The organism is Paenibacillus sp. FSL R7-0272 (genome assembly GCF_037969905.1).
Lineage (GTDB): Bacteria > Bacillota > Bacilli > Paenibacillales > Paenibacillaceae > Paenibacillus > Paenibacillus polysaccharolyticus.
The window spans coordinates 1,571,760-1,595,341 of sequence record NZ_CP150221.1; the positions used below are offsets into that span (position 1 = coordinate 1,571,760).

At 45.7% G+C, this 23,582-nt stretch carries 24 protein-coding genes; 21 read left to right on the forward strand and 3 right to left on the reverse strand.

Features of this window, described 5'->3' with window-relative positions; translation table 11 throughout:
• Window positions 1-48 precede the first annotated feature (48 nt).
• The 16 genes from MKY23_RS06765 (at window position 49) to MKY23_RS06840 (ending at window position 14,624) form a co-directional block, all read left to right on the forward strand.
• On the forward strand, window positions 49-468 hold the full coding sequence (locus MKY23_RS06765) for an organic hydroperoxide resistance protein (RefSeq protein ID WP_090918107.1): 420 nt from the start codon (window positions 49-51) through the stop codon (window positions 466-468).
• A gap of 251 nt (window positions 469-719) precedes the next feature.
• Window positions 720-965 carry a zinc ribbon domain-containing protein gene (locus MKY23_RS06770; protein ID WP_090918105.1) on the forward strand — a complete coding sequence of 82 codons (246 nt, stop codon included), beginning with the start codon at window positions 720-722 and terminating at the stop codon, window positions 963-965.
• 104 nt (window positions 966-1,069) lie between these two features.
• Window positions 1,070-1,348: a hypothetical protein gene (locus tag MKY23_RS06775; protein ID WP_090918103.1), complete on the forward strand. Its 279-nt coding sequence runs from the start codon at window positions 1,070-1,072 to the stop codon at window positions 1,346-1,348.
• 148 nt (window positions 1,349-1,496) lie between these two features.
• Window positions 1,497-1,919 (forward strand): thiol-disulfide oxidoreductase DCC family protein, encoded by a 423-nt coding sequence (locus tag MKY23_RS06780; protein WP_090918101.1) that lies wholly within the window; start codon window positions 1,497-1,499, stop codon window positions 1,917-1,919.
• A gap of 131 nt (window positions 1,920-2,050) precedes the next feature.
• Window positions 2,051-2,908: a DUF6612 family protein gene (locus MKY23_RS06785; RefSeq protein ID WP_339836539.1), complete on the forward strand. Its 858-nt coding sequence runs from the start codon at window positions 2,051-2,053 to the stop codon at window positions 2,906-2,908.
• A 226-nt stretch (window positions 2,909-3,134) separates the two neighbouring features.
• Window positions 3,135-3,518, forward strand: coding sequence for a VOC family protein (locus MKY23_RS06790; RefSeq protein WP_154958501.1), 384 nt, complete (start codon window positions 3,135-3,137; stop codon window positions 3,516-3,518).
• 177 nt (window positions 3,519-3,695) lie between these two features.
• On the forward strand, window positions 3,696-4,970 hold the full coding sequence (locus MKY23_RS06795; protein ID WP_339836544.1) for a hypothetical protein: 1,275 nt from the start codon (window positions 3,696-3,698) through the stop codon (window positions 4,968-4,970).
• A 45-nt stretch (window positions 4,971-5,015) separates the two neighbouring features.
• Complete coding sequence (locus MKY23_RS06800) at window positions 5,016-6,311, forward strand: ATPase, T2SS/T4P/T4SS family (protein ID WP_154958499.1); 1,296 nt, start codon at window positions 5,016-5,018, stop codon at window positions 6,309-6,311.
• Between the two features lie 166 nt (window positions 6,312-6,477).
• A complete protein-coding gene (locus MKY23_RS06805; RefSeq protein WP_145333424.1) occupies window positions 6,478-7,236 on the forward strand; it encodes a type II secretion system F family protein in 759 nt (252 codons plus the stop codon).
• Window positions 7,237-7,248: 12 nt separating this feature from the next.
• On the forward strand, window positions 7,249-8,118 hold the full coding sequence (locus tag MKY23_RS06810) for a type II secretion system F family protein (RefSeq protein WP_154958497.1): 870 nt from the start codon (window positions 7,249-7,251) through the stop codon (window positions 8,116-8,118).
• 13 nt (window positions 8,119-8,131) lie between these two features.
• The gene (locus MKY23_RS06815; RefSeq protein ID WP_090918085.1) at window positions 8,132-8,308 is read left to right on the forward strand and encodes a Flp1 family type IVb pilin; all 177 of its coding nucleotides are present in this window, start codon (window positions 8,132-8,134) and stop codon (window positions 8,306-8,308) included.
• Complete coding sequence (locus tag MKY23_RS06820; protein ID WP_339836548.1) at window positions 8,292-8,966, forward strand: TadE/TadG family type IV pilus assembly protein; 675 nt, start codon at window positions 8,292-8,294, stop codon at window positions 8,964-8,966. The genes MKY23_RS06815 and MKY23_RS06820 overlap by 17 nt, the downstream gene beginning before the upstream one ends.
• Window positions 8,947-11,175, forward strand: coding sequence for a hypothetical protein (locus MKY23_RS06825; protein ID WP_339836551.1), 2,229 nt, complete (start codon window positions 8,947-8,949; stop codon window positions 11,173-11,175). Before MKY23_RS06820 ends, MKY23_RS06825 begins: the two co-directional genes overlap by 20 nt.
• Before the next feature lie 29 nt (window positions 11,176-11,204).
• On the forward strand, window positions 11,205-12,242 hold the full coding sequence (locus tag MKY23_RS06830) for a pilus assembly protein (RefSeq protein WP_339839290.1): 1,038 nt from the start codon (window positions 11,205-11,207) through the stop codon (window positions 12,240-12,242).
• Between the two features lie 30 nt (window positions 12,243-12,272).
• Window positions 12,273-12,764: a prepilin peptidase gene (locus tag MKY23_RS06835; protein WP_339839292.1), complete on the forward strand. Its 492-nt coding sequence runs from the start codon at window positions 12,273-12,275 to the stop codon at window positions 12,762-12,764.
• 60 nt (window positions 12,765-12,824) lie between these two features.
• Complete coding sequence (locus MKY23_RS06840) at window positions 12,825-14,624, forward strand: DUF6382 domain-containing protein (RefSeq protein ID WP_339836554.1); 1,800 nt, start codon at window positions 12,825-12,827, stop codon at window positions 14,622-14,624.
• 26 nt (window positions 14,625-14,650) lie between these two features.
• On the opposite strand, the gene MKY23_RS06845 is transcribed toward MKY23_RS06840, so the two are convergent.
• The gene (locus tag MKY23_RS06845) at window positions 14,651-15,562 is read right to left on the reverse strand and encodes a TIGR01777 family oxidoreductase (RefSeq protein WP_090918075.1); all 912 of its coding nucleotides are present in this window, start codon (window positions 15,560-15,562) and stop codon (window positions 14,651-14,653) included.
• Between the two features lie 173 nt (window positions 15,563-15,735).
• Window positions 15,736-16,203, reverse strand: a complete 468-nt coding sequence (locus MKY23_RS06850; protein ID WP_154890895.1) for a DUF2621 domain-containing protein — start codon at window positions 16,201-16,203, stop codon at window positions 15,736-15,738.
• 167 nt (window positions 16,204-16,370) lie between these two features.
• On the opposite strand from MKY23_RS06850, the gene MKY23_RS06855 reads away from it, so the two are divergent.
• Together MKY23_RS06855 and purU are read left to right on the forward strand one after the other, a co-directional pair.
• Window positions 16,371-17,477 carry a deoxyribonuclease IV gene (locus MKY23_RS06855; RefSeq protein ID WP_090918070.1) on the forward strand — a complete coding sequence of 369 codons (1,107 nt, stop codon included), beginning with the start codon at window positions 16,371-16,373 and terminating at the stop codon, window positions 17,475-17,477.
• 67 nt (window positions 17,478-17,544) lie between these two features.
• Entirely contained in the window at window positions 17,545-18,438 is an 894-nt protein-coding gene (gene purU / locus MKY23_RS06860) for a formyltetrahydrofolate deformylase (protein ID WP_090918068.1), read from the forward strand.
• Between the two features lie 106 nt (window positions 18,439-18,544).
• On the opposite strand, the gene MKY23_RS06865 is transcribed toward purU, so the two are convergent.
• Window positions 18,545-19,024, reverse strand: coding sequence for a hypothetical protein (locus MKY23_RS06865; protein ID WP_154890897.1), 480 nt, complete (start codon window positions 19,022-19,024; stop codon window positions 18,545-18,547).
• Window positions 19,025-19,396: 372 nt separating this feature from the next.
• On the opposite strand from MKY23_RS06865, the gene tkt reads away from it, so the two are divergent.
• From tkt to MKY23_RS06880, 3 genes are all read left to right on the forward strand, one after another.
• Window positions 19,397-21,439 carry a transketolase gene (gene tkt / locus MKY23_RS06870; RefSeq protein ID WP_154890898.1) on the forward strand — a complete coding sequence of 681 codons (2,043 nt, stop codon included), beginning with the start codon at window positions 19,397-19,399 and terminating at the stop codon, window positions 21,437-21,439.
• A gap of 154 nt (window positions 21,440-21,593) precedes the next feature.
• Entirely contained in the window at window positions 21,594-21,911 is a 318-nt protein-coding gene (locus tag MKY23_RS06875; RefSeq protein WP_090918062.1) for a pyrimidine/purine nucleoside phosphorylase, read from the forward strand.
• Between the two features lie 182 nt (window positions 21,912-22,093).
• Window positions 22,094-23,449 carry a glucose-6-phosphate isomerase gene (locus MKY23_RS06880; protein WP_090918059.1) on the forward strand — a complete coding sequence of 452 codons (1,356 nt, stop codon included), beginning with the start codon at window positions 22,094-22,096 and terminating at the stop codon, window positions 23,447-23,449.
• Window positions 23,450-23,582 lie beyond the last annotated feature (133 nt).

The window sequence follows — 23,582 nt, forward strand, 5'->3', positions numbered from 1 at the left end:
AAATGAATTGTAGGCAGTCAAAACTTTATTAACGAAGGAGAGATTCTGATGGAAGCTTTATATACAGCAACAGCGACAGTAAAAGGTGGACGAACAGGTTCGGTGGCTTCTTCGGACGGTGTACTGCAACATGATCTGAAAATGCCGAAAGAACTTGGCGGTGCCGGTGGAGAAGGCACAAATCCCGAGCAACTTTTTGCAGCTGGATACGGTGCATGTTACGAGAGCGCTCTGGCTAACGTGGCACGCAAAGCAGGTGTGAAATTGGAGAATGTCGTTGTAACCAGCAACGTATCGATCGGCAAAGATCCAACAGATGACGGATTCAAGCTAGCGGTTCGTCTGGATGTGAGTATGCCGGGAGTGGATCACAGCCAGGCTGAGGATCTTGCCCGCAAGGCGCATGACTTCTGTCCTTATTCAAAAGCAACACGCGGCAACATTGACGTTGTACTCAACGTTGTCTAATAGATAAGATAATTCCTGGCTCTTTCTCTTTGAAAGGCACAGGTAAAATAAAGAGCAAGGTATCCAGTGATATCTGATCTTCAAGCACACAAGCCCTGCTGGTAGCTCAGCAGGGCTTGTGTTTTCTAACATATACCACCCAAGAATCACCTAATCTGAAAGCGGAGGAGGATTTCTCCGTGTTAGGTCGTACTCTTTTACATAAACGTACAGTCACTTCATGCCACATATTCCATTAAGGGGGAACGGCGATGAGTATTGAAGAGATGATTGAGAGGAAATTTGTATGTACCAAATGTCGGGGTACGGAATGCAACATTAAAGAAGTCTCTATGTCAGGAGCGGGGCTCAGTAAGGTGTTTGATATTCAGCATAACCATTATTTGTTTGTGGGCTGTACGGCCTGTGGATATGTGGAAGTGTTTAACCCGGACGTGTTGAAAGGCAAGAAACAGGGACAAGTTGGCACAATTCTGGATATTCTGTTCGGCGGATAGACATGCGTGAGTTGACATCGACCTGAAATTTCTTTAATATGATTTAGTACTGAAAGTGTCAGTGTCATTAGCATGAACCAAATTTGAATTCACGGGTGATATCCATGTCTTATAGACCAAGCATTGCACAACTGCAAGTAGCCAGCAAAAACGAAAAAGACGGATTGTACGAATTTACGATGAAACTGGTGGATGGTACACAGTGCCGTGTATTCTACTCCAAATCTCCGGATTGGAAAATGACAGCGATCAGCCGTCTGCAGAAAACACCTTGTCCTGTATGTCGTAAAGACTTCATCTGCAAATGTATGGATCAATGGTCAGGTGACCTGCATCAACAAATGATTAACGACGAGTGGATGGAAAAAGCACTGGCTGAGTAATTGTCGGACAGTTATGAGCGTAGGCACTGAGCCTGCGCTTTTTTTCTATTTTACTAGAGAGTGTGGCAGAATAAATTCGGGTTAGGCGAGAAAGTTGGCTCAAAATGGGTAAGTAATCTAACAGCACCATAGAGGAGGCCACGATCATATGACAGTAGACCAAGAGGATAAGCATCAGGGGCACCCGATTGTTCTTGTAGACGGCGTATGCAACTTTTGCCAAGGAATAACGAAATGGATTATCAAGCGTGACCCGGAAGGGAAATATCACTTTGCTTCACTGCAGTCGGATGTGGCGAAAGGATTGCTCGAGAAGGGTGGTCTGAGAACTGACAGCATGGATACGTTTGTATTGATTGAAAATGGAAAATACTATACACGCTCCACAGCAGCGTTAAGGTTGGCCAAAGGTCTCAAGTTTCCTTATCCGTTACTCTATGTGTTTGTTATTGTGCCCAAATTCATTCGTAATGCAGTATACAACTGGGTTGCGCGCAATCGGTACCGCTGGTTTGGGAAGGACGATGCATGTATGTTGCCTACACCCGAGACTAAAGATCGATTTTTATAAGTATAAAAGTATCAGTTTTCAAGGATAAGCTTCCATAAGAAAGAAGTTTCATGTAAGGTGATTAATATCGGAAATTACTGGGTAATTACTGTGGGTTACATTATTTTTTACATTATTGGGAGGATAACAACTTGAAGAAGTGGACGACAATGATTATTGGGGCATTATTGGCAGTAAGCTTGGCAGCATGCGGAAACGACACAGATAAATCTGCAACGCCGCCAGCAGGTAATGAAACAACGACTGAAAGCAACAATACAGCGGAGCAGAATGCGGCTGTTCCAACATTGGATGAATTGCTTGCCAAAACAGGTGAAGCAACGAAAGCGCTGAAAAGCTTCACTACAGAAGCTAACATTGATCAAAAAATTAAATTGGATGCTGGTGAGCAATCTCAAGATCAGCAAGTAAAAACGTCTTTGAAAATGGATATCATTAAAGATCCAATGATGATCTATCAAGAGATGGAATTGGATATGTCTGGACAGAAGCAAAATGTAAAACAGTATATTACTTCAGACAAAATTTACTCCCAAGTGGGTGACCAGTGGGTAGCTATTCCAGAAGATCAAACGAAGGCGCTCATCGAACAATTGAAAGCTAGCATGAACCCGGAAAAAGAGCTGGACCAATTCAAAAAAGTAAAAGAAGACGTTAAGATCACTGAAGAGGGCGACAACTATGTCCTGAACGCAGATGTATCGGGTGACAATGTCAAGGAATTGGCTAAATCCGTTATGGAACAAAACGGTTCAGATGCTCAAATGCAGGCTATGCTTGATCAAATGAACATTAAGAGCATGAAGATGAAATATTTGATTAACAAAGAGACGTCTCTTATGGAGAAGATCGATGTAGAGATGGTGATGGAGATGGAGCAAAACAATCAGAAAATGACGATGGACATGAAAATGGACACTTCGTTCTCCAACCATGACAAAGTTGCAGAAATCAAAATCCCGCAAGAGGCTTTGGACAGCGCAAAATAAGTAAAGCCTGAAACACCTTTGATTCTTACTTCGGAATACCTGTGGGTAGACCGGATAAGGATCAGGGGTGTTTTTTTGATTTTGGAAGTTCTTTAGAGTGTTATAATATGGACTTGTATGATTTGTTTTTTAAATTTGGTCATTTGTAAAAGGATCAGCCGTGATTGTAAACATGTGGTTGCGTAAGGTTAATTCATCATTGTTTTAATGGGAAGGGGATACCGAGATGATCAAATATGCACATATTCATCACGTAAGTCTGGCTGTTCGTAATTTGGAAACCGCAAAAAAATTCTATTCGGGTTTGCTCGGAATGCAGGAGATTGAGCGTCCTCCGTTTCGTTCCACGGGTGCGTGGTATGCGATCGGCAGTCAGCAACTTCATCTGTTGCAACATCCGGAAGGTCATACGCTGCGGGAAGCGGGGATTGATACAACCGACGGACATTTTGCACTTTGGGTGGTCAGTTATTCGGAGACGCTAGCTTGGCTGGAAGAGCAAGGTATTGAATATGAAGCTAGACCAGATAGTGTGGCTGGATTCGCTCAGATTTTTATCCTTGATCCGGATCGAAATATCATTGAATTTGGAGCGCCTTATGGTTCCTAGGTGAGATGGTTAGAATAAATCCCTTGCTCGTCCAGAAATTGTATGTTATAGTGTGCATACATTCATAGCACGTGACGGAAGCACCGTCCATATCCTGCAATTTCATGCGGGAAATGGGCGGTGTTTTTTGTGCTTTTTTTTGATGGGAGGGAAACGTAATTGATTGTCCTTAAGGCAATGCTGGTATCGAGGGATAAAGATTATATCCAAGCTTGGCTTGACTATGTACAGCGTAGTTCGTCAAGCTCCACGATGCGATTCATCGCTTTTTCACAGTGGGAAGCATTCAGGAATCATATGGATGAACTGGATGAACAAGAGCTACCTGATCTGATCATCGCTGAACCTGAGTTTTTAAACCCTTGGTTGATGAATGGTGGGGATGTCTCAGGTATCCCATGGCTTATGCTTAGCGAAGGAGCTGACGAAGGGCACGAGGCGAAGCAACTCATGAAGTATCAGCCGTTGCCTGCGTTGCTTGAAGCCGTCAGGAGGGCTTGCAGGCAACCACGTAGTAAGCGGAGTCGACATTCGGGTCAAGAAACATTAACCATCGGTGTATTATCGGCATCGGGTGGGAGTGGTAAAACAGCCGTAGCTCTGCATATGGCGAAGCAACTTGGACTCGCTGGGTATTCTGTGTTGTATCTCAATCTGGAGACTCTGGACAGCTCATTTCCTTTCCTGGAGAGAGGGTTACGGCAGGGCAGTCAGCATCATGTGGAAGCAGAGACAGGTTTATCACGACTACTATATGATCTGAAAGCCCGTAAAAGGGAGGTAGCGGGTGGTCAGTTACAGACGCAGCGGCGTAGCCTGAATCAAGGTCCTACACAAGATAGAAGTGCGGGGGGAAGGAAAAGTACGGATGCACATACAGATATAGAGTCTGCTACTTATTCGGATATCTCGGTAACAGGACAAATGAAAACAATAGTTGAGTATGTTGTTGGGCATGAGGCATTAAAGGCGGATGTGTTCTGGCCGTTAGCCAACCGTAAGGAAATGTTACAGATGTCTAAAGCGGATACAGTGGATCTCATCCGGTATCTGACCGATTCCGGGCAATATGAAGTGTTGATTCTGGACGGAGACTCAGGCTGGGATGAACGTAGTGATGGCATCCTGAAAACGGCAGATACCTTCGTCTGGTTAGTAGAAGATGATATCGCCGCGATGCATCGATGGGGACAATGGCTTCAGCATAACGAACGTAACCGAACAGAACTGTTAGGAAGTATGCTGGAGCGTACGTATTTTGTCATCAACAAATATCGGGAGCAAGTGATCAATCCATTGCCAAGACCTGATCTGTATGTGGATGCAGTGTTGCCTTATATTCCTTCTTGGAAACAGATGAATCAGGAAGAGGTCATGCTGAGTTCACCGATCTTCCAGCGTGAAGTAAAGAGATTGTGTGAATTGCTGATTCAGGCTGAAGGAGGTGGCTAGCCGCAAGACAGAATGCATTTATATACAGGAGGAGCCTGGGGAGTTATGACAGATCATTTATGGAACATCACAGACCGTGAAGAACAATTTCAAATGCTTCGCAGAGAGGTCCGAGCTTCGCTCGATATGACTTCTTCTGCCGGGGATGAGGAGTTGTGGGATGGGATTGAGAGAAAAGTTCTCGGTGATTCGGACCTGGAAGATTTGACTTCAGGTGAGCGCCATGAGTTGGTGCAACGATTGTACGATTCTTTTCGCGGATTGGATATTTTACAACCTCTGGTGGATCACCCGGACATTACGGAGATTATGATCAACAGTCATCGGGAGATATTTGTGGAACAAGAAGGGGAGGTCAGACAGATTCCACTGCAATTCGAGTCCAGAGAGCGGTTGGAGGATATTATTCAAATAATCGTGTCTGGTGTGAACCGCATCGTCAATGAATCTTCCCCCATTGTGGATGCCCGCCTGAAGGACGGTTCACGGGTCAACATTGTGCTTCCGCCTATTGCGCTAAAGGGGCCAACGATGACGATCCGGAAGTTTCCCAGTGAGCCGATGAAGATGTCTGATCTGATTGAGAAGGGGGCCTTGCATGAGGAAGCAGCCGAGTTATTACAGCAGTTAGTGCGGAGCAAATACAACATTTTTATCGGGGGAGGTACAGGTTCGGGGAAAACGACTTTTCTGAACGCGTTATCCCAGTTCATCCCTGCTGATGAGCGTATTATTACGATTGAGGATTCAGCGGAGTTACAGATCGTGACTGTGCCCAATCTCGTCTCTCTGGAGACCAGAAATGCCAATACAGAAGGAAAAGGTCTTATCTCTATCCGGGATCTGATCAAATCCTCCTTACGGATGCGTCCAAACCGGATTGTGATTGGGGAAGTGCGGGGAGCGGAAGCGCTGGATATGCTACAGGCGATGAACACGGGCCACGATGGAAGCTTGTCGACTGGCCATGCTAATACAATCTCGGACATGATCAGTAGACTTGAAACGATGGTCCTTAGTGGAGCGGAACTTCCCATTACTGTTGTAAGACAGCAGATTAGCTCGGCCATCGATATTTTTGTACATCTTTCTCGGCTTCGAGACCGTTCACGTCGTGTGACGGAAATCAGTGAAGTGATGGGTTTATGTCATGGTGAAGTGCTTCTGAACCCGTTGTTTCGATTTCAGGAGCAGGAGGAACGGGAAGGGCGTATCATTGGTGGACTCATCCGGGTGGGCAACCTGACCAAGGTGGATAAGATTCATATCGCCGGACTTGGAGAGTGGCTTGAAGGATACATAGAACAATTAGCTGAGCAGGCCGGACCAGAAAACAAGTAGTAAGCTATGAAAATAAAGCGAGCTATAGGATGGGATACAAGGTGAGTGGAAAAGAAAAACGTCTTATAACAACTATGATTTAATGTTTTTGATGTGACCTATCTTGTTGTTAACGATATTGGGAAGTTCCAAACCATGTTGTGAGAGAAAGAGGGTGCAGAGGGCGGTGCAGGGCAAGCAAGCATTAACGAATTATACCGTATATACACTTAGCTCAAGACAACGCTTTGTCTGTATGCTGGTCAGCGGATGTTTATTTTTCGGTGTTGGCTTGTTGTTTTATCATCACTGGTTGGCAGGCACGATACTGGCTGCTGGTTGTATATGGGTGCCCAGGTTTTGGACAAAGGTGTTACTGGAACGCAGAAGGATGACACTTAGTCTGCATTTCAAGCAGGCTCTGTATGCACTATCCTCGGCCCTGGCGGCCGGGAAGTCAGTGGAAAACGGTTTTAAGGAATCCGTTGAAGACCTGCGGATGTTGAACCCTGAAGCTGATACCGATTTGATTCGAGAGTTCACTATATTGCGGACACGCATGGAATACGGTCAGCCGATTGAAGAGGCGTTGCAGGATTTTTCGGAAAGGGCACAGATTGAAGATATTACGAATTTCGCAGACGTGTTTATTACTTGTAAACGAACGGGAGGTGATCTGGTGGAAGTGGTTCGTCGTACCTCCGCAGTGATTGGAGAAAAGCTGGATATTCAACAGGACATCATGGTTGCTGTGGCTCAGAAAAGATTTGAATCCAAAGTGATGTTTGCGGCACCCTTCATTTTTTTGTTATTTCTCAACCTGACCGCCAAAGATTTTATGGAACCATTATACAGCGGGCTCGGATATCTCATTTCTACAGGTGCGCTTGCTGTGCTGGTCTGCTGTTATCTATGGATTCATCGCATTATGGATATCAAAGTGTGAGGAGATGAAAAGATGCTGTTTCCCCTCATGATTGGAGGAGTACTTAGTGCGGGCTGGATTGTGCTTGATCGAACCCGAGGGAAAACTTACAAGCATTTACGAAAGCTGCATATGGAAGGATTACGTTTGAAAAAAATGCATGCTCCTTTTCTGTTTATGCTGGACAAGTTCGAGATCGGCCGCAGATTACCTGTACTTATGTTTCGGATGCAGCACGCGATCCAGAAGATGCATGGCATACAACATAGCGGTGAGAAAACGCTACTCTATTGTGCTGAAATGTTGACATACTCATGGCTAGTGTTGCTGGCAGGATGTTTATTATCCCTCGTGAGAGAGGTAGGAACGGGAGGATTAGCTGGTGGGATTGTTCTTGCAATTGCTTTACCGTTTGCGATGTATAAGGATCTTTACACCAAGGTGAAGCGAAGAGACCAAGATATCCTTATAGAGCTCCCTGAACTGCTTAATCGAATTGTGCTCTTGGTTGGGGCAGGGGAAACAGTACAACGTGCAATCAACCATAGTGTGAATAGCCAGGGCGAACGGAATCATCCCTTGTACAACGAATTGCGGAGAGCGGCAGGGGACTGGAATAACGGATACTCGTTTCAGCAATCTTTAGAGCAGTTCAGTCGCCGATGTGGTGTGCAGGAAGTAACGATTTTTACAACGACAGTTTTACTGAATTTCCGGCGTGGAGGAGGTGACTTTGTATTGGCACTGCGGGATCTGTCACATGTATTGTGGGAGAAACGCAAGGCGGTTAGCCGGGCCAAGGGAGAGCAGGCCTCTTCGAAATTAGTGTTTCCGATGGTGCTGATCTTTTTTACAATCGTGATCATGATCGGTGCGCCAGCTTTTATGATGATGAACATGTAGGAGGGAAATTGGGATGAAGAACAAGGTAGCGGCATTTTGGAAAGAAGAAGAGGGTCTGGGTACGCTGGAACTGATTCTGATTATTGGTGTAATTATCATTATAGCGTTGATCTTCAAAGACCAGATTAAAAAGTTGGTAACAAGACTGCTGGTTAATGTCAGTAGCAAAAGTGATGAGTTTTTTGAGTAGACGTTTTAGAAAGGAAGAAGGGAGCTTCACTGTCGAAGCTTCCCTGGTCTTCCCCATCATATTATTTATCCTGGTGTTGCTGCTGTTCTTCACGATGTACATGTACCAAAAAACGTTTTTAAACCAGCATGCTTATGCGGCTTCTGAACGAGCTGCCTACAGTTGGGATAATAGTCACAAACAGGCGCTGACAGGCGAATATGCTTCCGGGGAATATGATCACTTGTATTGGAGGTTAAGCGATGATCGGCTGTTAGGAGCTTTATTTGGTTGGGCGGGAGCGGACAATGAGGTTAGTGTTTCTATACCTGGATCTGAAGGCGTTAGTCTTTCGGAAAAAAAACTAGCACAAGCATCAAGCCATATGCCTTCAGCGATGAAGGGCACAATGACATATCAAAATGCATTGATCCAGCGGAAGGTAACAACTGAGCTTGAGCAGGTTATATCGTTGCCTCTGCCCTCATTTTTGTTTGATTCCGGCAATCTTGTGCTCACGAAGGGCTCCTCTGCTGTTGTAGAACCGGTTGAATTCATCCGAACGGTGGATTTGATCCGTTATTACGGTGCCAAGTTTAAAGGAAAAGGTGGAAAGGAAGCGACTTCAGCTGTGGAGGCAGGGCAAGTTATACAGCATTTTGGAAAAAACGAAAAATGAGCAAAGGGGGAGGGAGGCACTGTTTAGAAAAAAAGATGGTGAAGCTGGAGCTGTAACGTTATTTCTGATTTTGATTCTGGCTGGAGTGTATATGTTTGTGGCAATTTTTATTGATTATGCGAGAATTGCTGCCTTCAAAGTACAGACGGAGCGGATGGCACATGCCGCAATGAGATCCGTTATGTCAGCTTATGATACATCGCTTCGGGAGTATGGTTTGTTTGCATATGGCGACAGTAGCGGAGATGCCATTATGGCCAAAGTGTTGAATGATAGTGTGAAACCTTCTTCCGTAAAGGATGGTTTCCCGATTCTGGATATTCAATGGGACACCACTTCACTCGGTATGGAACGTGAACTGGGCAGGTATGATATTTTTAATCGTCAAATCCAGGAAGACATGAAGTATAGAGCGCCGGTTGATTTTGCTATTGAAGTGATTAATCGATTCAAACCGATGTCAGAGGAGATGAAGGAAGCAGCACATACCGTAGATCTGTTGAAGAAATTACAAAAGCTCTATGACAAACGTGAGAAATTGCTGGATGAAGCGATTGGGAATCAGATTGAATCTGCCGATAAGGTAATGAAACTTCCAGACTTGATCATGAAACCGCCAGCCCAGGCCATCTATGAAGAAATGCTTGAGACAGCGCCAGAGACAGCGGCAGAAGCGGCTGCACGTTATGCGGATTACTTAAGCAAGAAACAAGCAGACGAAGGACTGCCTCTCATTGAACAGCTGTACATATTGGAATTGGGGCGTTACCGGACAGGTGTAAATCAGATTGTGACAGGAATCAGCATGTTGATGCAACCAGGGCTAGAGGCGCATAAGACCAAACTATTGGAAGCACAGGACAAGATTGAAGAGGCACGTGAAATTAATGAAGAAATGAAACGAGTGATTGCGGAAGGAGAAAATCGTTCCGAGAATGCCGGTTATGACAACGTGGGTAGCTCTACCCTCCCTGGAACGAGTCCGACATCTGCGGGTTCCGGCAATGAAGCCAAAAGTACACGTTCGCTCGCTTCCGAGCTTGTCAGGGAAGATGCTCTATTTGATCGGATAAAATCTCGTGTGATTTCTCAAAATGAAGACTTCTCTGGCGTGCGAAAAGATAGCATGGAACTCAATACCCAGCTTCGGAGTGTGACGGGTATGAGTGGTGTTCCAATTAAACCTGCGGTCAGGCAGGCAAGTCAGACTACGGAACGTTATATGAATTCTTTTGGGAGAACAGGCCCTTCCAATCTTATCACACAGAGCCAACAGGAGCTTGAAAACGGCCGTGGATCGGATGCCCAGCGTAAAGAGAATGACAAGCAGTCCAAAGGGAAGTTGAAGGAAATCAAACGGATATTCAGCCGGATAGAAAACGGAAGTTCCGGTTCCGTGCAGACATTCAAACAGTTGGAACAATTTTATGAGGCCAACATAGCGTTCAATCAAAAAAGCTCTGAGCGAGCGGAAAAGACAGAGATTGCGAGTGATCCGTATGATTCCGGTGGAAATGCCATGAAGGGAATGGATCACCTGTTTGGAGGGATGTCAGGACTACTCGGACAACTTGGCGATGAGTTGTTTCAGAATGAATATGCGCTTGCTTACTTTAATTCCATGGATTTTGGTCAATTGTTCTCCTGGACGGAAGGTAGTGGAGATGTTAATGACGTGTTCAAACTGGAGAATCAGGAGCTGGAGTATATTCTATACGGTTTTCATAACCCTTCAGGTAACATCGCATCTGCATATGCGGAGGTCTTCGGAATGCGTCTGGCGATTCGTACAGCTGAAGGACTAAGTGAGAATAGTAAGCTTGGGAATCCGCTTCTTGTGCTGTCTGCCGCGATCCTATATGGAATCACGCATGCAATAGAAGATATGGTGAAGCTGGCGAAGGACGGCAATGTTGAATTATCCAAATATATCAAGGTGAAGCTGACATACAGGGATCACCTTAGATTGTTCCTGCTTATGCATAGCAATAATGATCGCAAAATGTCCCGAATGTTAGCCTTGATCCGATTGAATACGGGAGCTAACCCGGATGAGAAACAAACTTATGCTTCCGGTCAGATGCGCAGCAGCATCAAGCTATGGTTTTTGCCTGGAATTGTGCGAAGTATAGGCGCTGTTATGGGCAGTGAGGATCAAGTACAAGATGGACGCTTTTTCATTGAACGGAAGGTGGATTATTCCTATTGAACACGTGAAAACATGTTGATGGAGGCATGATGGAAAAAAGGGTTCAGGTTCAGGATGAAAGGAAATGTGTGCAGATGCAACATCGGATCACGCGGATAAGCAGATTGGAACGCTTGAAGTCACTGAGAAAACAGGTGTTTGAAGCGAAGAAAGAACAGGGCACTATGGTGCTGGAGGCTTCGCTGGTTCTACCCATTTTTCTATTCTTTATCCTATTTCTTATCTTCATTGTTCAGATGACACTGATCTCCACCGCATTGCAGAGTACAGCGGGGGAAACGGTAAAACAGTTATCAACGAAGGTTTATCCAGTATCGCTTGCCTTCGCGCCTTCAGATCCTGCTGGAGTTGAGAGCCTGGAGGAGGGCTGGAAATGGCCACAGCTGTCCCTGACGGAATGGGCAGACGGTTACGCTTCTTCCTTGCCTTCACCCTTAAGTGACTGGGTGCGAGATGCAGCGAAACGTGGTGAAGAGCCACTGCAAAGAATCAAAACGTCGGTAATGGAAGCCATACTTGATCCGGTTGTGAAGCCGTTGTTGCAACCTTTTGTTGAAACTACACTGCTAGATATGGAACGTATTCATGTTAACGGAGTATCCGTTCCTAACTTGAAGAATAAGACGAATCCGTATTTCAGATTAGAGCTGAGTTATGAGTTGCCTGTAAAGGTTCCTTTTCTCGGCAAGCCTTTACGAATTCAGGTTGCTGCATCAGAGCGGATATGGATTGGTGACACAGGAGAAGGAAGTGGCAACGGAAGCGGGGGAGAAAATAGCACGGGGTCAGCAACTGTTTTATCAAAGCCAGATCCAGCATTCATAGGGAACCATGCAACGATAAAGGTTCAGGTCGAGCCAGGCGCAACGGCTAATCTCACGATTTTTTACAAGTCTGGTGAGAGTTCTGCGAAGCATATTGGCTGGGCTACGGCTGACGAGAACGGAATCATAGAATGGACATGGTTTGTGGGCACTCGAACAACGGAAGGGACTTGGAGTTTTGTTGTAGAGACTGCGGAGGGCATGCAGACGGAAACTTCATTTACGGTAGCATCCAGAAAGTAAGGAGCGATGATATAGGTGGGATGGTTTTATGTGATCTGTGGTATATATCTTCTGGTGGCGTTTGTAACCGATATACGGTCTATGAAAATTCCGAATCGGTTGACTCTACCAGTAACGGCAATGGGAGTTCTTGCTCATCTTGCCTGGGGAGGCTGGGGAGGTATGTGGTTCTCTTTAGCTGGATTTGCTGTTGGTTTCGGTATGTTGTTTTTAATGTACGTCATCGGTGCAGTCGGTGCAGGAGATGTGAAGTTATTTGGGGGCATAGGAGCCTGGACGGGGTTTACATTTGGCATACACGTGATCATATATTCCATTCTGTACGCTGGATTAATCGGCTTAGTTATCCTTTTATTTCGCAAAGATGCGTCGCAGAGAATACGTACAATGATGTTTAATATATTCGGTTTCTTTAAACTCGGCTCTCTTAAACTCGTAAGTCACGAAAAAACGTTGAAGTTCCCGTTTATGCTCGCTGTACTTCCCGGTTTCGTCAGCTCATGGATTTATATGTTTGGGTAGTTGCTCTGCTCTGGAATAACAGCGATTGAAAGGCTCCTCTGTTATTGGAGCATCCGTGTAATGACTTTTGTTAACATATTAAAACAATGGAAAGTGAGGAGCGGTATGTATGGCTTAACGAGGGATTTCGTACGTAACGGCGGGACATTTATGGTTTTGGAAAAAGCGGACGGGCTACGAATGGAGGAACTCAGCAGGGTACAGATCGGTATGTTAACCTCGAATCGAATTCCTCGTATGCTACCTTTATTCACTCGGGAGATTGATCAGAATGTAACGTTACAGTATGACATCTCCGGATATAAGATGTTGTCCCAGATGTTAAAATCGAGTCAAATCAGCTTGCCAGTATTGTATAATCTTTTATTTCAGTTGGCAGAAGCTCTTGTGGAGTGCAGGCACTACATGTTGGAACCACAAAATTTGTGTATTCACGAAGACTATATATTTATTCAGGGGGCAATGGAGCAAGGGGAGCTTGGTTTAGTTTACGTACCCATGATGAATGCCCATGCCCGGCAGGAGAAGCAACCCCCGCAGATATTCCGTGACTTGGTAATCAAGCTTATGGCTCATGTTCAGGAATTAGAAGGAGAGGGCATACAACGAGTATTACAGTTATGTGATGATGAGCGGTGGGACATTCGGCAATTACGTGAACTTTTATTAGAATTGTGTACTGGTAAACCAGCACGACCGATATCCAGTCAGCTACCTGAAAAGAAAAGCGTCGCCAGACTTAATTACAATAAACCTGATACAGAACAATCAGATCGTCATCAACGTGAGCGCCAGCAAATCATCAAACCGGATGTAGACATTAAAAAAGTAGACCCTTATTCGAATTCTTTGTTACACAGGCCAACAGCTGGCCAACCTTCGTCGAGAAATACAAACTACTTTCATCAGAATCAGACCTCAACTCAGCCTGAGTCCTCTTCATCATTTGTTTCCGTAGATCAGAAAAATGTGGAGATGGAAGAGCAAAATTCGGTCACTAGCTCTTCGCGTACAACATATATCTGGCTAGGTTGTATAGTTTCCATGGCATTAGTATGGAGATTTATCTACATGCAACAGCCAAGTCAGAATGCAATGATTTTGTCTACAGCGCTAAGTGTTGGCCTCATTGCAGTGGCGAGTTGGATGTGGAAAAGAACGGGTGGCTCCGCTGGTGTATCCGGCGTTCGTATCCCGTTCTCTTTATCAGTGCTAGGTAAGAAAAAGGATAAGGGGGCTAAAGTTGAAGAGGAGATGTTTCAGGAGAGCTGGCGCTGGAATGCCATGGATAAGCCCGAAGAAGATAAGGGGAAATCCATTGAATCTTTGCCTGAGGTTGCTGAAGATCATACCTCTTCCCGCCTTCGCAGCATGAGCATATCCCCTATGAACCTAAAGTCTGAAGAAATGCTCAATCCACCATATACTGAGAAACGGGAAAGGGAATGGGGGAGCACTTCTGAATCCCATCTCACGGGCTCAGCCGCTGAGGCAACAGTTAATCTGCAGCCACTGGACGGATTATCCAATGAAGACAGAAGCTCTAGTCTACCATCATATTACCTTGAATTAACTCTAAATAAAGGTGGAGGGAGCAAACGTGTTGATGTGAAGGGGGCATCTTTTGTCATTGGAAGAGCAGCGGATATGGTTCAATATGTAGATAACTCGACAGGTGTATCCCGTGCACATGTGGAATTGAGTCGGAGCAAGTCTGGTTATGCTCTCAAGGATCTAGGTTCCGTCAATGGAACGATGCTTCAAGGAAAACTGCTGGCTCCTTACAAAGAATATCCACTGACGGATGGGGATACGTTCATCCTGGCCGAATCGGTCTACGTTTATCGAGTGTCAGGATGAACTGTACGATCCAAATGTAATTTGTTTTAATCGGATAACCCGCGATGCTTCAGGTCCTCAAGAGCCTGAGTCAATGTGGGGAAGGTAAACTTAAAACCGTGATCCAAGGATTTTTGTGGAATGACCCGTTGTCCTTGAAGCAGGACGACGGATAGTTCACCAACCAGTGTTTTGATCAGGAAGCCAGGGACAGGGAACCAGTGAGGACGATGATAGACTTTGCCTACCGTACGGCCGAATTCATCATTGGTTACCGGGTTGGGCGAAGAAGCATTAACTGGACCCGAAATTTCTTTGTTATGAATAGTAAAGTCGATCAATCGAACGATATCCATGATGTGAATCCAACTGGTCCACTGTTTGCCGCTGCCGATCTTGCCGCCAAATCCTAGCATATAGGGCAGTTTCATCAATGGGAATGCCCCTTTTTTATGACCCAAAACGAGACTGACACGGATTTTGACCAGTCTTACATCCCGGATGGCATCGGCGGCAACTTCCCATTGTTCCGAGACGCGGGAAGGAAAATTCATCGACCTTTGCGGGCTGCTCTCATCAAAGGTTTCATCGGGAGAGGTGCCGTAGATTGCCATGGCCGAAGCCTGGACGACAACTTCTGGCTTTTGTCGTAGCGATTCCACTAGTTTAGCAACCCGGGCAACGGTTGTAACTCTGGATTCCACAATTTCCAACTTGGCCTTCGTTGTCCAACGCTGGTTCAATGTCTCACCCGCTAGATTCACCAGAGCATCAAAACCTTCCAGTTCCTGCGGCGTTTCTTCGAGCTGATCCCAAGATATATATGTAAGGTTTTTACTCGGATTATGCATGTCAGGAAGCTTGCGAGTGATTACTTTCACATGATGTCCGGCCTGCAACCAGTAATCTACAAGTGCGCCTCCGACAAATCCGGTACCTCCACAAATGGCAATTTTCATATTGAACATCCTCTCTTATGGGTCAAAAAGCCCCGCAAGGTAAGTTAAATGAGTGAAAAGGGCTTACCGAGCGGAGCTAACATGTGTTTAATTTAACCAAATTGGTACCACATCTAACGATGCTGACCTGCTTTATTTTCCAATCGGTTCATACGCTATAATTCATGGAATGATTATTTCATCAAATGGCGATATGGAGTATAGTCGATTTTATTTTTCTCCAGAAATTTAACCAGAAATTTGTTGTCCCGTTTTGGTGTCGCAATGATATAACCTTTAATGCAATGGTCTCTGGACACTTCGGTTGCATGATCTTCCACGGCAATTTTACCAATCTCGGCAGCAATGGAATGTTTGGCAATGTCGCGAAAAGGGCCAGGTACAGGCTCAACAAGCTGATCCAGAAAAGCTTTGGCTTCATCTGTCCATAGGTGGCGGCTTGTCTCCACCCAGTGATTCTGCCAATCCAGCTTGGACTTTCCGTCAGCTTTCGGCAGCACTTTAAGGAACTTCCGCATCATGAAAAATCCACCGATGCACATGCTTCCAAGCAGCAAAAGCGTCCAGAACGCAATCGTATTCATAAACCAGTTGCTGGGCGAACTACTCGTTAAAAGCTGGGTGTAGGTATTAAAAATCATTGCCAAATCACCTCGGTTTATTGATTTTCACGCCCTGATGAAAAGGCGTCCATGTTCCGTAATTTGCTGTCAAAAATAGCCTCTCATTCGAATTATATCGCATTTCTAGATTTATTTCGATAATCGCGTTATGATAGTGGATAATTCAGAAAAAGGGGGATCTATTGATGCTGAAAATCGGCTCCCACGTGTCCTTTTCGGACAAGGGATTATTGAGTGCAACGAAGGAAGCGTCCTCGTACGGTTCCAGTTCGTTTATGATATATACGGGTGCACCGCAGAACACACGCCGCAAGCCTATTGAATCGATGTTTATTGAGGAAGGCAAACTTGCAATGCAGGAAGGCGGATTTGAGGACATTGTTGTGCATGCTCCTTATATCATTAACCTGGGCTCTTACAAGGACAGCACATATGGACTGGCTGTGGACTTCCTTCAGGAGGAAATTCGCCGTACTCACGCCATTGGTGTGAAAAACATCGTATTGCACCCTGGTGCATTTACGGATAAGGATGCTCATTACGGTATCGAACGTATTGCACAAGGATTAAATGAAGTGCTCGATGGTATTCAGGAAACCGATGTGAATATTGCACTGGAGACGATGGCTGGCAAAGGGACTGAGATGGGCCGGAGCTTCGAGGAACTTGCACAGATTATTGAGAAAGTGAAACATAACGAACGTCTGACGGTGTGCATGGATACGTGCCACATTCATGATGCGGGTTATGACATTGTCAATGATCTGGATGGTGTACTGGATCAATTTGATCGAACGGTTGGACTTGACCGCATTGCTGTAATGCACATTAACGATAGTAAAAACCCTGCCGGTGCACGCAAAGACCGTCATACACCGATTGGATCGGGCTGGATTGGTTTTGAAGCAATCAACCGTATTGTAAACCATGAGAAGCTGAATAATCGTCCATTCATTCTGGAAACGCCGTGGATTGGTAAAGATGCCAAAACCCAGCGACCGATGTATGAAATTGAAATTGCATTGCTGCGCGGAGACGTGGAAGGCCGTTTCGGTCAGGAGTTCCTGAGTGAAGTCGAGCAAATGCAGCACTTCTTCAAGGGTAAGGAACTGGATTCCCGTGCGTATGTACTTGATGTGTGGACACTGCTCAAAAATGATGCCAAAGCCAAAAAAGCTGATCCGCGTGAACCGCTGGAACGCTTGTATGACATGGTGACAGAGGCGGCATTGTTCCCGCATTTGAATGAAGAACAAATCAATCACCGCTTGATTGCTTGGCTTGCAGGGTAATCCCTGCAAGTCTTGCCTGATATAGTTCATGTATGTCTTGTCTAATTGAAGGAGGAAGATTAACCCGATGGAGATTCACGCAAAACAAATACGACCTGATGATCAAAACCGCGCCAATCGAGCGCGTATGCTTATTTCCTGTCCGGATGGTCCGGGAATTGTAGCAGCGGTATCACACTTTTTGCATCAACATGGTGCCAACATTGTACAGTCTGACCAGTATACGATGGACCCGTCAGGCGGTATGTTTTTTATGCGGATCGAGTTCGATCTACCGCAACTGGAGAGCAACTTGGCGAAGCTGGAAGCGGATTTTGCCGATGTAGCAACACGTTTCGAGATGGAATGGTCTCTTTCAGCGGTTAGCCGCAAAAAAAGGTTGGCTATTTTTGTATCCAAAGAGGATCACTGTTTGGTAGAGCTGCTCTGGCAATGGCAGGCTGGCGATCTTGATGCGGATATTGCTCTTGTGGTCAGCAACCATTTGGATATGAAAAACTATGTAGAGTCTTTCGGCATTCCGTATCACCATATTCCGGTTACAGCCGATACGAAAAAAGAAGCGGAGCAACGTCAACTGGAAGTGATCGGCAACGATGTGGATGTGATTATTCTCGCCCGTTATATGCAGATTATCTCTCCAACGTTTATTGAACATTACCGTAACCGTATTATCAACATTCATCATTCGTTCTTGCCAGCCTTTGTTGGAGGTAAGCCATACGCTCAAGCCTATAACCGTGGTGTTAAAATCATTGGCGCAACGGCGCATTATGTAACGGAGGAGCTGGATGGCGGCCCAATTATTGAACAGGACGTTCAGCGTGTAAGCCATGGGGATAATGTGACCGAATTGAAACGCATTGGACGTACTATTGAGCGTGTTGTGCTTGCGCGGGCTGTGAAATGGCATGTGGAGGACCGTGTTCTTGTACACGAAAATAAAACAGTCGTATTTTAAGTCTAAGTTTACGCTTTAATACTGTGCAAGGTTGATCCGTAACCTTGCAAGAGAAGTAGACTCAGTCACTCAGAGAGTGCTCCACTATAATCCGAGCGGCCCCAGTTCAATGATGAACCGGGTGCCGCTTTTTGGCGTGTATGTATTTTCCGCATAGACCTAACAAAGTACCAAAGAGAAGATGGCCAACGACCCAATAGAAAATGGCACCAGCGTCATTCAGATCGGGTACACGTGGGGATAACGGAGACAAAGGGAGATAGAGCAGGGAAGAGACGGCTCCAATAAGTATTCCTCTACTGACTGGACGGCCTGAACGTCTGATCCACCAGATATAGAAAATCCCGATGATAACAGATACAGCAAGGTGCAGGAAAAATTCGATCCATTCCGGCAGGCGCGGAGGAAGCCCTGGTACAAAATCAATGTTAAGTAGCAAGGTGTATACCTTTTCGTCAGTTAATGTTTGGACCACTTTGAGAAACAGTCCTAGAAAAACGCCGCTGACGATTCCGGTTATGATCCCGGAAAACAAGGGTAATGATGATTTTAACGAACGAGACGGGTGTCGCACTGCATCTGACATTACAAGCCCTCCTTGGAATGAAGCATACCTAGCTATCTGAAAAATAAACCGTTCACCTTGCTCTCGAATCGAGAGATACAGACTAGAAGATGCAAATTTCACGTTAATCTCTAAAAAGTGTATGGTTTTCAGCTTAAAGGTTATACTTCATCCGATGGATTAACAAGGTTTAGCGAGAATCAGCCGAATTTTTCCGTAACTTTCTAAAAGAAGGTTATGGAAAAGCTTCACGGCAAGTGATACAATACAAAAGTGAATAAGTCAAAATGAAACATTCAAGCGGATTCACTTATTGTTTATGCGGTTTGCTTGTATGATGAGAGGGACTCGCTTGCGCACCCGACTTATCTAAAGACATGAGGAGGACAAACCATGACTGACAAGAACGAAGCGATTCAAAAGGACGAGAACACCACAATCGACAATCTGTCGATTACAACCGTACGTACTTTGGCGATTGATGCAATTGAGAAGGCAAATTCCGGACACCCGGGTATGCCGATGGGCTCCGCTCCGATGGGGTACCAGCTTTTTGCAAAAACGATGACTCATAACCCGGACCACCCGACTTGGATTAACCGGGACCGCTTTGTGCTGTCCGCAGGACATGGCTCCATGTTGCTGTACAGCTTGCTGCACCTGAGCGGCTACGATCTTCCTATGGAAGAATTGAAACAATTCCGTCAATGGGGAAGCAAAACTCCGGGTCACCCGGAATTTGGACATACAGCTGGTGTTGATGCAACTACCGGACCACTGGGTCAAGGTATTGCAATGGCAGTTGGTATGGCTATGGCTGAAGCTCAACTGGGCGCGACTTATAACAAAGATCAATTTAACGTTGTTGATCACTACACATATGCAATCTGCGGTGATGGCGACCTGATGGAAGGCGTATCTCATGAATCTGCTTCCCTGGCTGGACGTCTGGGCCTTGGTAAACTGATCATGTTGTTCGATTCCAACGACATTACGCTGGATGGTAAACTTGATCTGTCTTCTTCCGAAAGCATCGCTAAACGTTTTGATGCGTATGGCTGGCAAGTGCTGCGTGTTGAAGACGGTAACGATCTGCCCGCAATTGAAAAAGCAATCAAAGAAGGTCAAGCAGACACAGCACGTCCTACATTGATCGAAGTGAAAACCGTTATCGGTTACGGTAGCCCGAACAAGCAAGGTAAAGGCGGCCACGGCGGTACTCACGGATCTCCACTGGGTGCAGAAGAAGCTAAACTGACTAAAGAATATTATAAATGGGTATATGAAGAAAACTTCCACGTACCAGCTGAAGTTCGCGATCACTTTGCTCAAGTAAAAGAAAAAGGTATTGCTGCAAACAAAGCATGGGACGCACAATTTGCTGAGTACAAAAAAGCATACCCTGAACTGGCTGCTCAGTTCGAAACAGCAATTAACGGTGATCTTCCAGAAGGCTGGGATCGTGATCTGCCGAAATATGCGGCAACAGACAAAGCATTGTCTACGCGTGTAGCTTCCGGTAACGCTCTGAACGGTCTTGCACACAATGTGCCTCATTTGACAGGTGGTTCTGCTGACTTGGAAAGCTCCACAATGACGCACTTGAACAACCTGGCAAACTTCACTCCGGAAGACTATTCAGGCCGTAACATCTACTTCGGTATCCGTGAATTCGGTATGGCTGGTGCGATGAACGGTATGGCACTGCACAGCGGCGTGAAAGTATTCGGCGGTACGTTCTTCGTATTTACCGACTACCTGCGTCCGGCTGTTCGTCTGGCTGCACTGATGAGCCTGCCAGTAACGTATGTTCTGACTCACGACAGTATCGCTGTTGGTGAAGATGGTCCTACGCACGAGCCGATCGAGCAATTGGCTTCCCTGCGTATCATCCCGAACCTGACGGTAATTCGTCCAGCTGACGGTAACGAAACTTCTGCAGCTTGGGCTTACGCGCTGGAGAACAAGAGCAACCCGGTTGCCTTGGTACTGACTCGTCAAAACTTGCCGATCCTCGAAGGTACTGTAGAAGGTGCACGTGAGAACGTTAAACGTGGTGCTTATGTGGTGTCCGATGCTAAAGACGGTAAAGCGGTAGCACAAATCATCGCGACAGGTTCTGAAGTACAGCTCGCTGTTAAAGCTCAAGCTGCACTTGCTGAGCAAGGGATTCAAGTTCGCGTAATCAGCATGCCTAGCTGGGATCTGTTCGAGAAACAAGACAAAGCTTACAAAGAGTCCGTTCTTCTTCCGGATGTTAAGGCTCGTCTGGCGATCGAAATGGCTTATCCAATGGGCTGGGAAAAATATGTTGGAGATCAAGGTGACATTCTCGGAATCAGCACATTCGGTGCTTCCGCGCCTGGCGACCGTGTAATCCAGGAGTATGGTTTTACTGTGGATAACGTAGTTAGCCGCGTAAAAGCATTGCTGTAATTAAAACTTTATACTTCAACAGTCTGTCATGGGCCGAACGTCTTCCGGCGCTTCTGGCTCATGACAGTTGTTATTTCCGCAGAGTCAAGGGCGGCATGGCTGCCCTGATCTGTGTTGCCTTTTGTTTTCATTAACTTCAGGGGAGCGGGTACGCATGTCACAATTCGATCAAGTCAGTGTAGTGAAAAAGGCCAACATATATTATGATGGCCAGGTAACCAGTAGAACGGTTATTTTGGGGGATGGCAGCAAAGTGACGCTAGGTATCATGCTTCCAGGTAACTATGAGTTCGGCACAGATTCCCGCGAAATTATGGAGATTCTGTCCGGCGATCTGAGAGTATTGCTTCCTGGTGAAGAAGAGTGGCAAGAGATTCAAGGCCAAGCTACATTCCACGTGCCTGCTGAATCCAAATTCAAACTGGAGATACGCAGCGTTACCGACTACGTCTGCTCGTACCCGGCGGAATAACACAAGAAGGGGAACTCGAACCGCATTGTTGCGGATTCGATTTGCCCTTTTTGCTTCTTGAATGTTAACAGCCAAGTTCGTGCATAAGCTTGTCAGCAAGTTGGATTTGAAGTATCCTTAGGACAAGTTGTTTAACATGGAAAACGGAAATAATATACCGATATCAGGAGGTTTTTGAGATCATGGCAAAAAAAGTGACATTTGACTATAGTACAGCTTTGCAATTTGTAAACCAGCACGAAGTAGACTATTTCGCTGAACCGATCCGCTTGGCTCACGAGCAACTTCATAATGGTACAGGAACAGGTTCCGACTATCTCGGTTGGATCGACCTTCCGACAGCATATGACAAAGAAGAATTTGCCCGCATCCAAAAAGCGGCTGCTAAAATCCAAAGCGATTCCGAAGTGCTGATCGTGATCGGTATCGGTGGATCATACCTGGGAGCACGCGCAGCGATCGAAATGCTGACACATTCCTTCTACAACAACTTGCCGAAAGACAAACGCAAAACTCCTGAGATTTATTTTGCAGGTAACAACATCAGCTCTACGTATGTGACACACTTGCTGGATCTGGTAGAAGGTAAAGACTTCTCCGTGAACGTTATCTCTAAATCGGGTACAACAACTGAACCAGCGATTGCATTCCGTATCTTCCGTGCAGCTCTGGAGAAAAAATACGGGAAAGAGGAAGCTCGCAAACGTATCTACGCAACAACAGATAAAGAGCGCGGAGCACTCAAAAAGCTGGCGAATGAAGAAGGTTATGAATCTTTCATCATCCCGGATGATGTAGGTGGACGTTATTCCGTACTCACAGCAGTAGGTTTGTTGCCAATCGCAACAGCAGGGATCAACATCGAAGAAATGATGCAAGGTGCAGCTGATGCTTCCAAAGAGTACAGCAATCCGAATGTAGCGGAGAACGAAGCCTATCAATATGCTGCTGTTCGTAACGCATTGTATCGTAAAGGCAAAGGAACAGAGATTCTGGTGAACTACGAGCCTTCCTTGCACTTCGTATCCGAGTGGTGGAAACAGCTCTTTGGTGAAAGCGAAGGTAAAGACTACAAGGGGATCTATCCTGCATCCGTAGATTTCTCCACAGACTTGCACTCTATGGGTCAATTCATTCAGGAAGGTAGCCGGAACATCTTCGAAACCGTTATTCAAGTCGCAGAAGTATCCGAACACATTTCCATTGAAGCTGATGCGGACGATCTGGACGGTTTGAACTTCCTGGAAGGAAAAACGATGGATTTCGTCAACAAAAAAGCATTCCAAGGAACGTTGCTCGCACATACAGATGGCCAAGTTCCAAATCTGATTGTGAACATTCCAGATATGACTCCATATTCCTTCGGATATCTGGTATACTTCTTTGAAAAAGCATGTGGCATCAGCGGATATTTGCTGGGTGTGAATCCATTTGACCAACCGGGCGTGGAAGCATACAAGAAAAATATGTTCGCATTGCTGGGCAAACCAGGCTTTGAAGAAGAGAAAGCAGCGCTCGAAGCGAGACTTTCTGAATAATTCATGGCTTCGCTCATATAGTTAAATAAAGATTGTTAAGTCCATCCGGGAATGCGAGCTTTTGCAGGGTATCGTTTCCCGGGTGTCATTAACCAAGGCAGTTCATCCGCAATATGCGGGGAACTGCTTTCTT

Coding starts and splice junctions, on each gene's coding strand:
- MKY23_RS06765 (WP_090918107.1), top strand. CDS start 49: ATGGAAGCTTTATATACAGCAACAGCGACAGTAAAAGGTGGACGAACA.
- MKY23_RS06770 (WP_090918105.1), top strand. CDS start 720: ATGAGTATTGAAGAGATGATTGAGAGGAAATTTGTATGTACCAAATGT.
- MKY23_RS06775 (WP_090918103.1), top strand. CDS start 1,070: ATGTCTTATAGACCAAGCATTGCACAACTGCAAGTAGCCAGCAAAAAC.
- MKY23_RS06780 (WP_090918101.1), top strand. CDS start 1,497: ATGACAGTAGACCAAGAGGATAAGCATCAGGGGCACCCGATTGTTCTT.
- MKY23_RS06790 (WP_154958501.1), top strand. CDS start 3,135: ATGATCAAATATGCACATATTCATCACGTAAGTCTGGCTGTTCGTAAT.
- MKY23_RS06795 (WP_339836544.1), top strand. CDS start 3,696: ATGCTGGTATCGAGGGATAAAGATTATATCCAAGCTTGGCTTGACTAT.
- MKY23_RS06800 (WP_154958499.1), top strand. CDS start 5,016: ATGACAGATCATTTATGGAACATCACAGACCGTGAAGAACAATTTCAA.
- MKY23_RS06810 (WP_154958497.1), top strand. CDS start 7,249: ATGCTGTTTCCCCTCATGATTGGAGGAGTACTTAGTGCGGGCTGGATT.
- MKY23_RS06815 (WP_090918085.1), top strand. CDS start 8,132: ATGAAGAACAAGGTAGCGGCATTTTGGAAAGAAGAAGAGGGTCTGGGT.
- MKY23_RS06820 (WP_339836548.1), top strand. CDS start 8,292: ATGAGTTTTTTGAGTAGACGTTTTAGAAAGGAAGAAGGGAGCTTCACT.
- MKY23_RS06830 (WP_339839290.1), top strand. CDS start 11,205: ATGGAAAAAAGGGTTCAGGTTCAGGATGAAAGGAAATGTGTGCAGATG.
- MKY23_RS06840 (WP_339836554.1), top strand. CDS start 12,825: ATGACTTTTGTTAACATATTAAAACAATGGAAAGTGAGGAGCGGTATG.
- MKY23_RS06845 (WP_090918075.1), bottom strand. CDS start 15,562: ATGAAAATTGCCATTTGTGGAGGTACCGGATTTGTCGGAGGCGCACTT.
- MKY23_RS06850 (WP_154890895.1), bottom strand. CDS start 16,203: ATGATTTTTAATACCTACACCCAGCTTTTAACGAGTAGTTCGCCCAGC.
- MKY23_RS06855 (WP_090918070.1), top strand. CDS start 16,371: ATGCTGAAAATCGGCTCCCACGTGTCCTTTTCGGACAAGGGATTATTG.
- purU (WP_090918068.1), top strand. CDS start 17,545: ATGGAGATTCACGCAAAACAAATACGACCTGATGATCAAAACCGCGCC.
- MKY23_RS06865 (WP_154890897.1), bottom strand. CDS start 19,024: ATGTCAGATGCAGTGCGACACCCGTCTCGTTCGTTAAAATCATCATTA.
- tkt (WP_154890898.1), top strand. CDS start 19,397: ATGACTGACAAGAACGAAGCGATTCAAAAGGACGAGAACACCACAATC.
- MKY23_RS06875 (WP_090918062.1), top strand. CDS start 21,594: ATGTCACAATTCGATCAAGTCAGTGTAGTGAAAAAGGCCAACATATAT.
- MKY23_RS06880 (WP_090918059.1), top strand. CDS start 22,094: ATGGCAAAAAAAGTGACATTTGACTATAGTACAGCTTTGCAATTTGTA.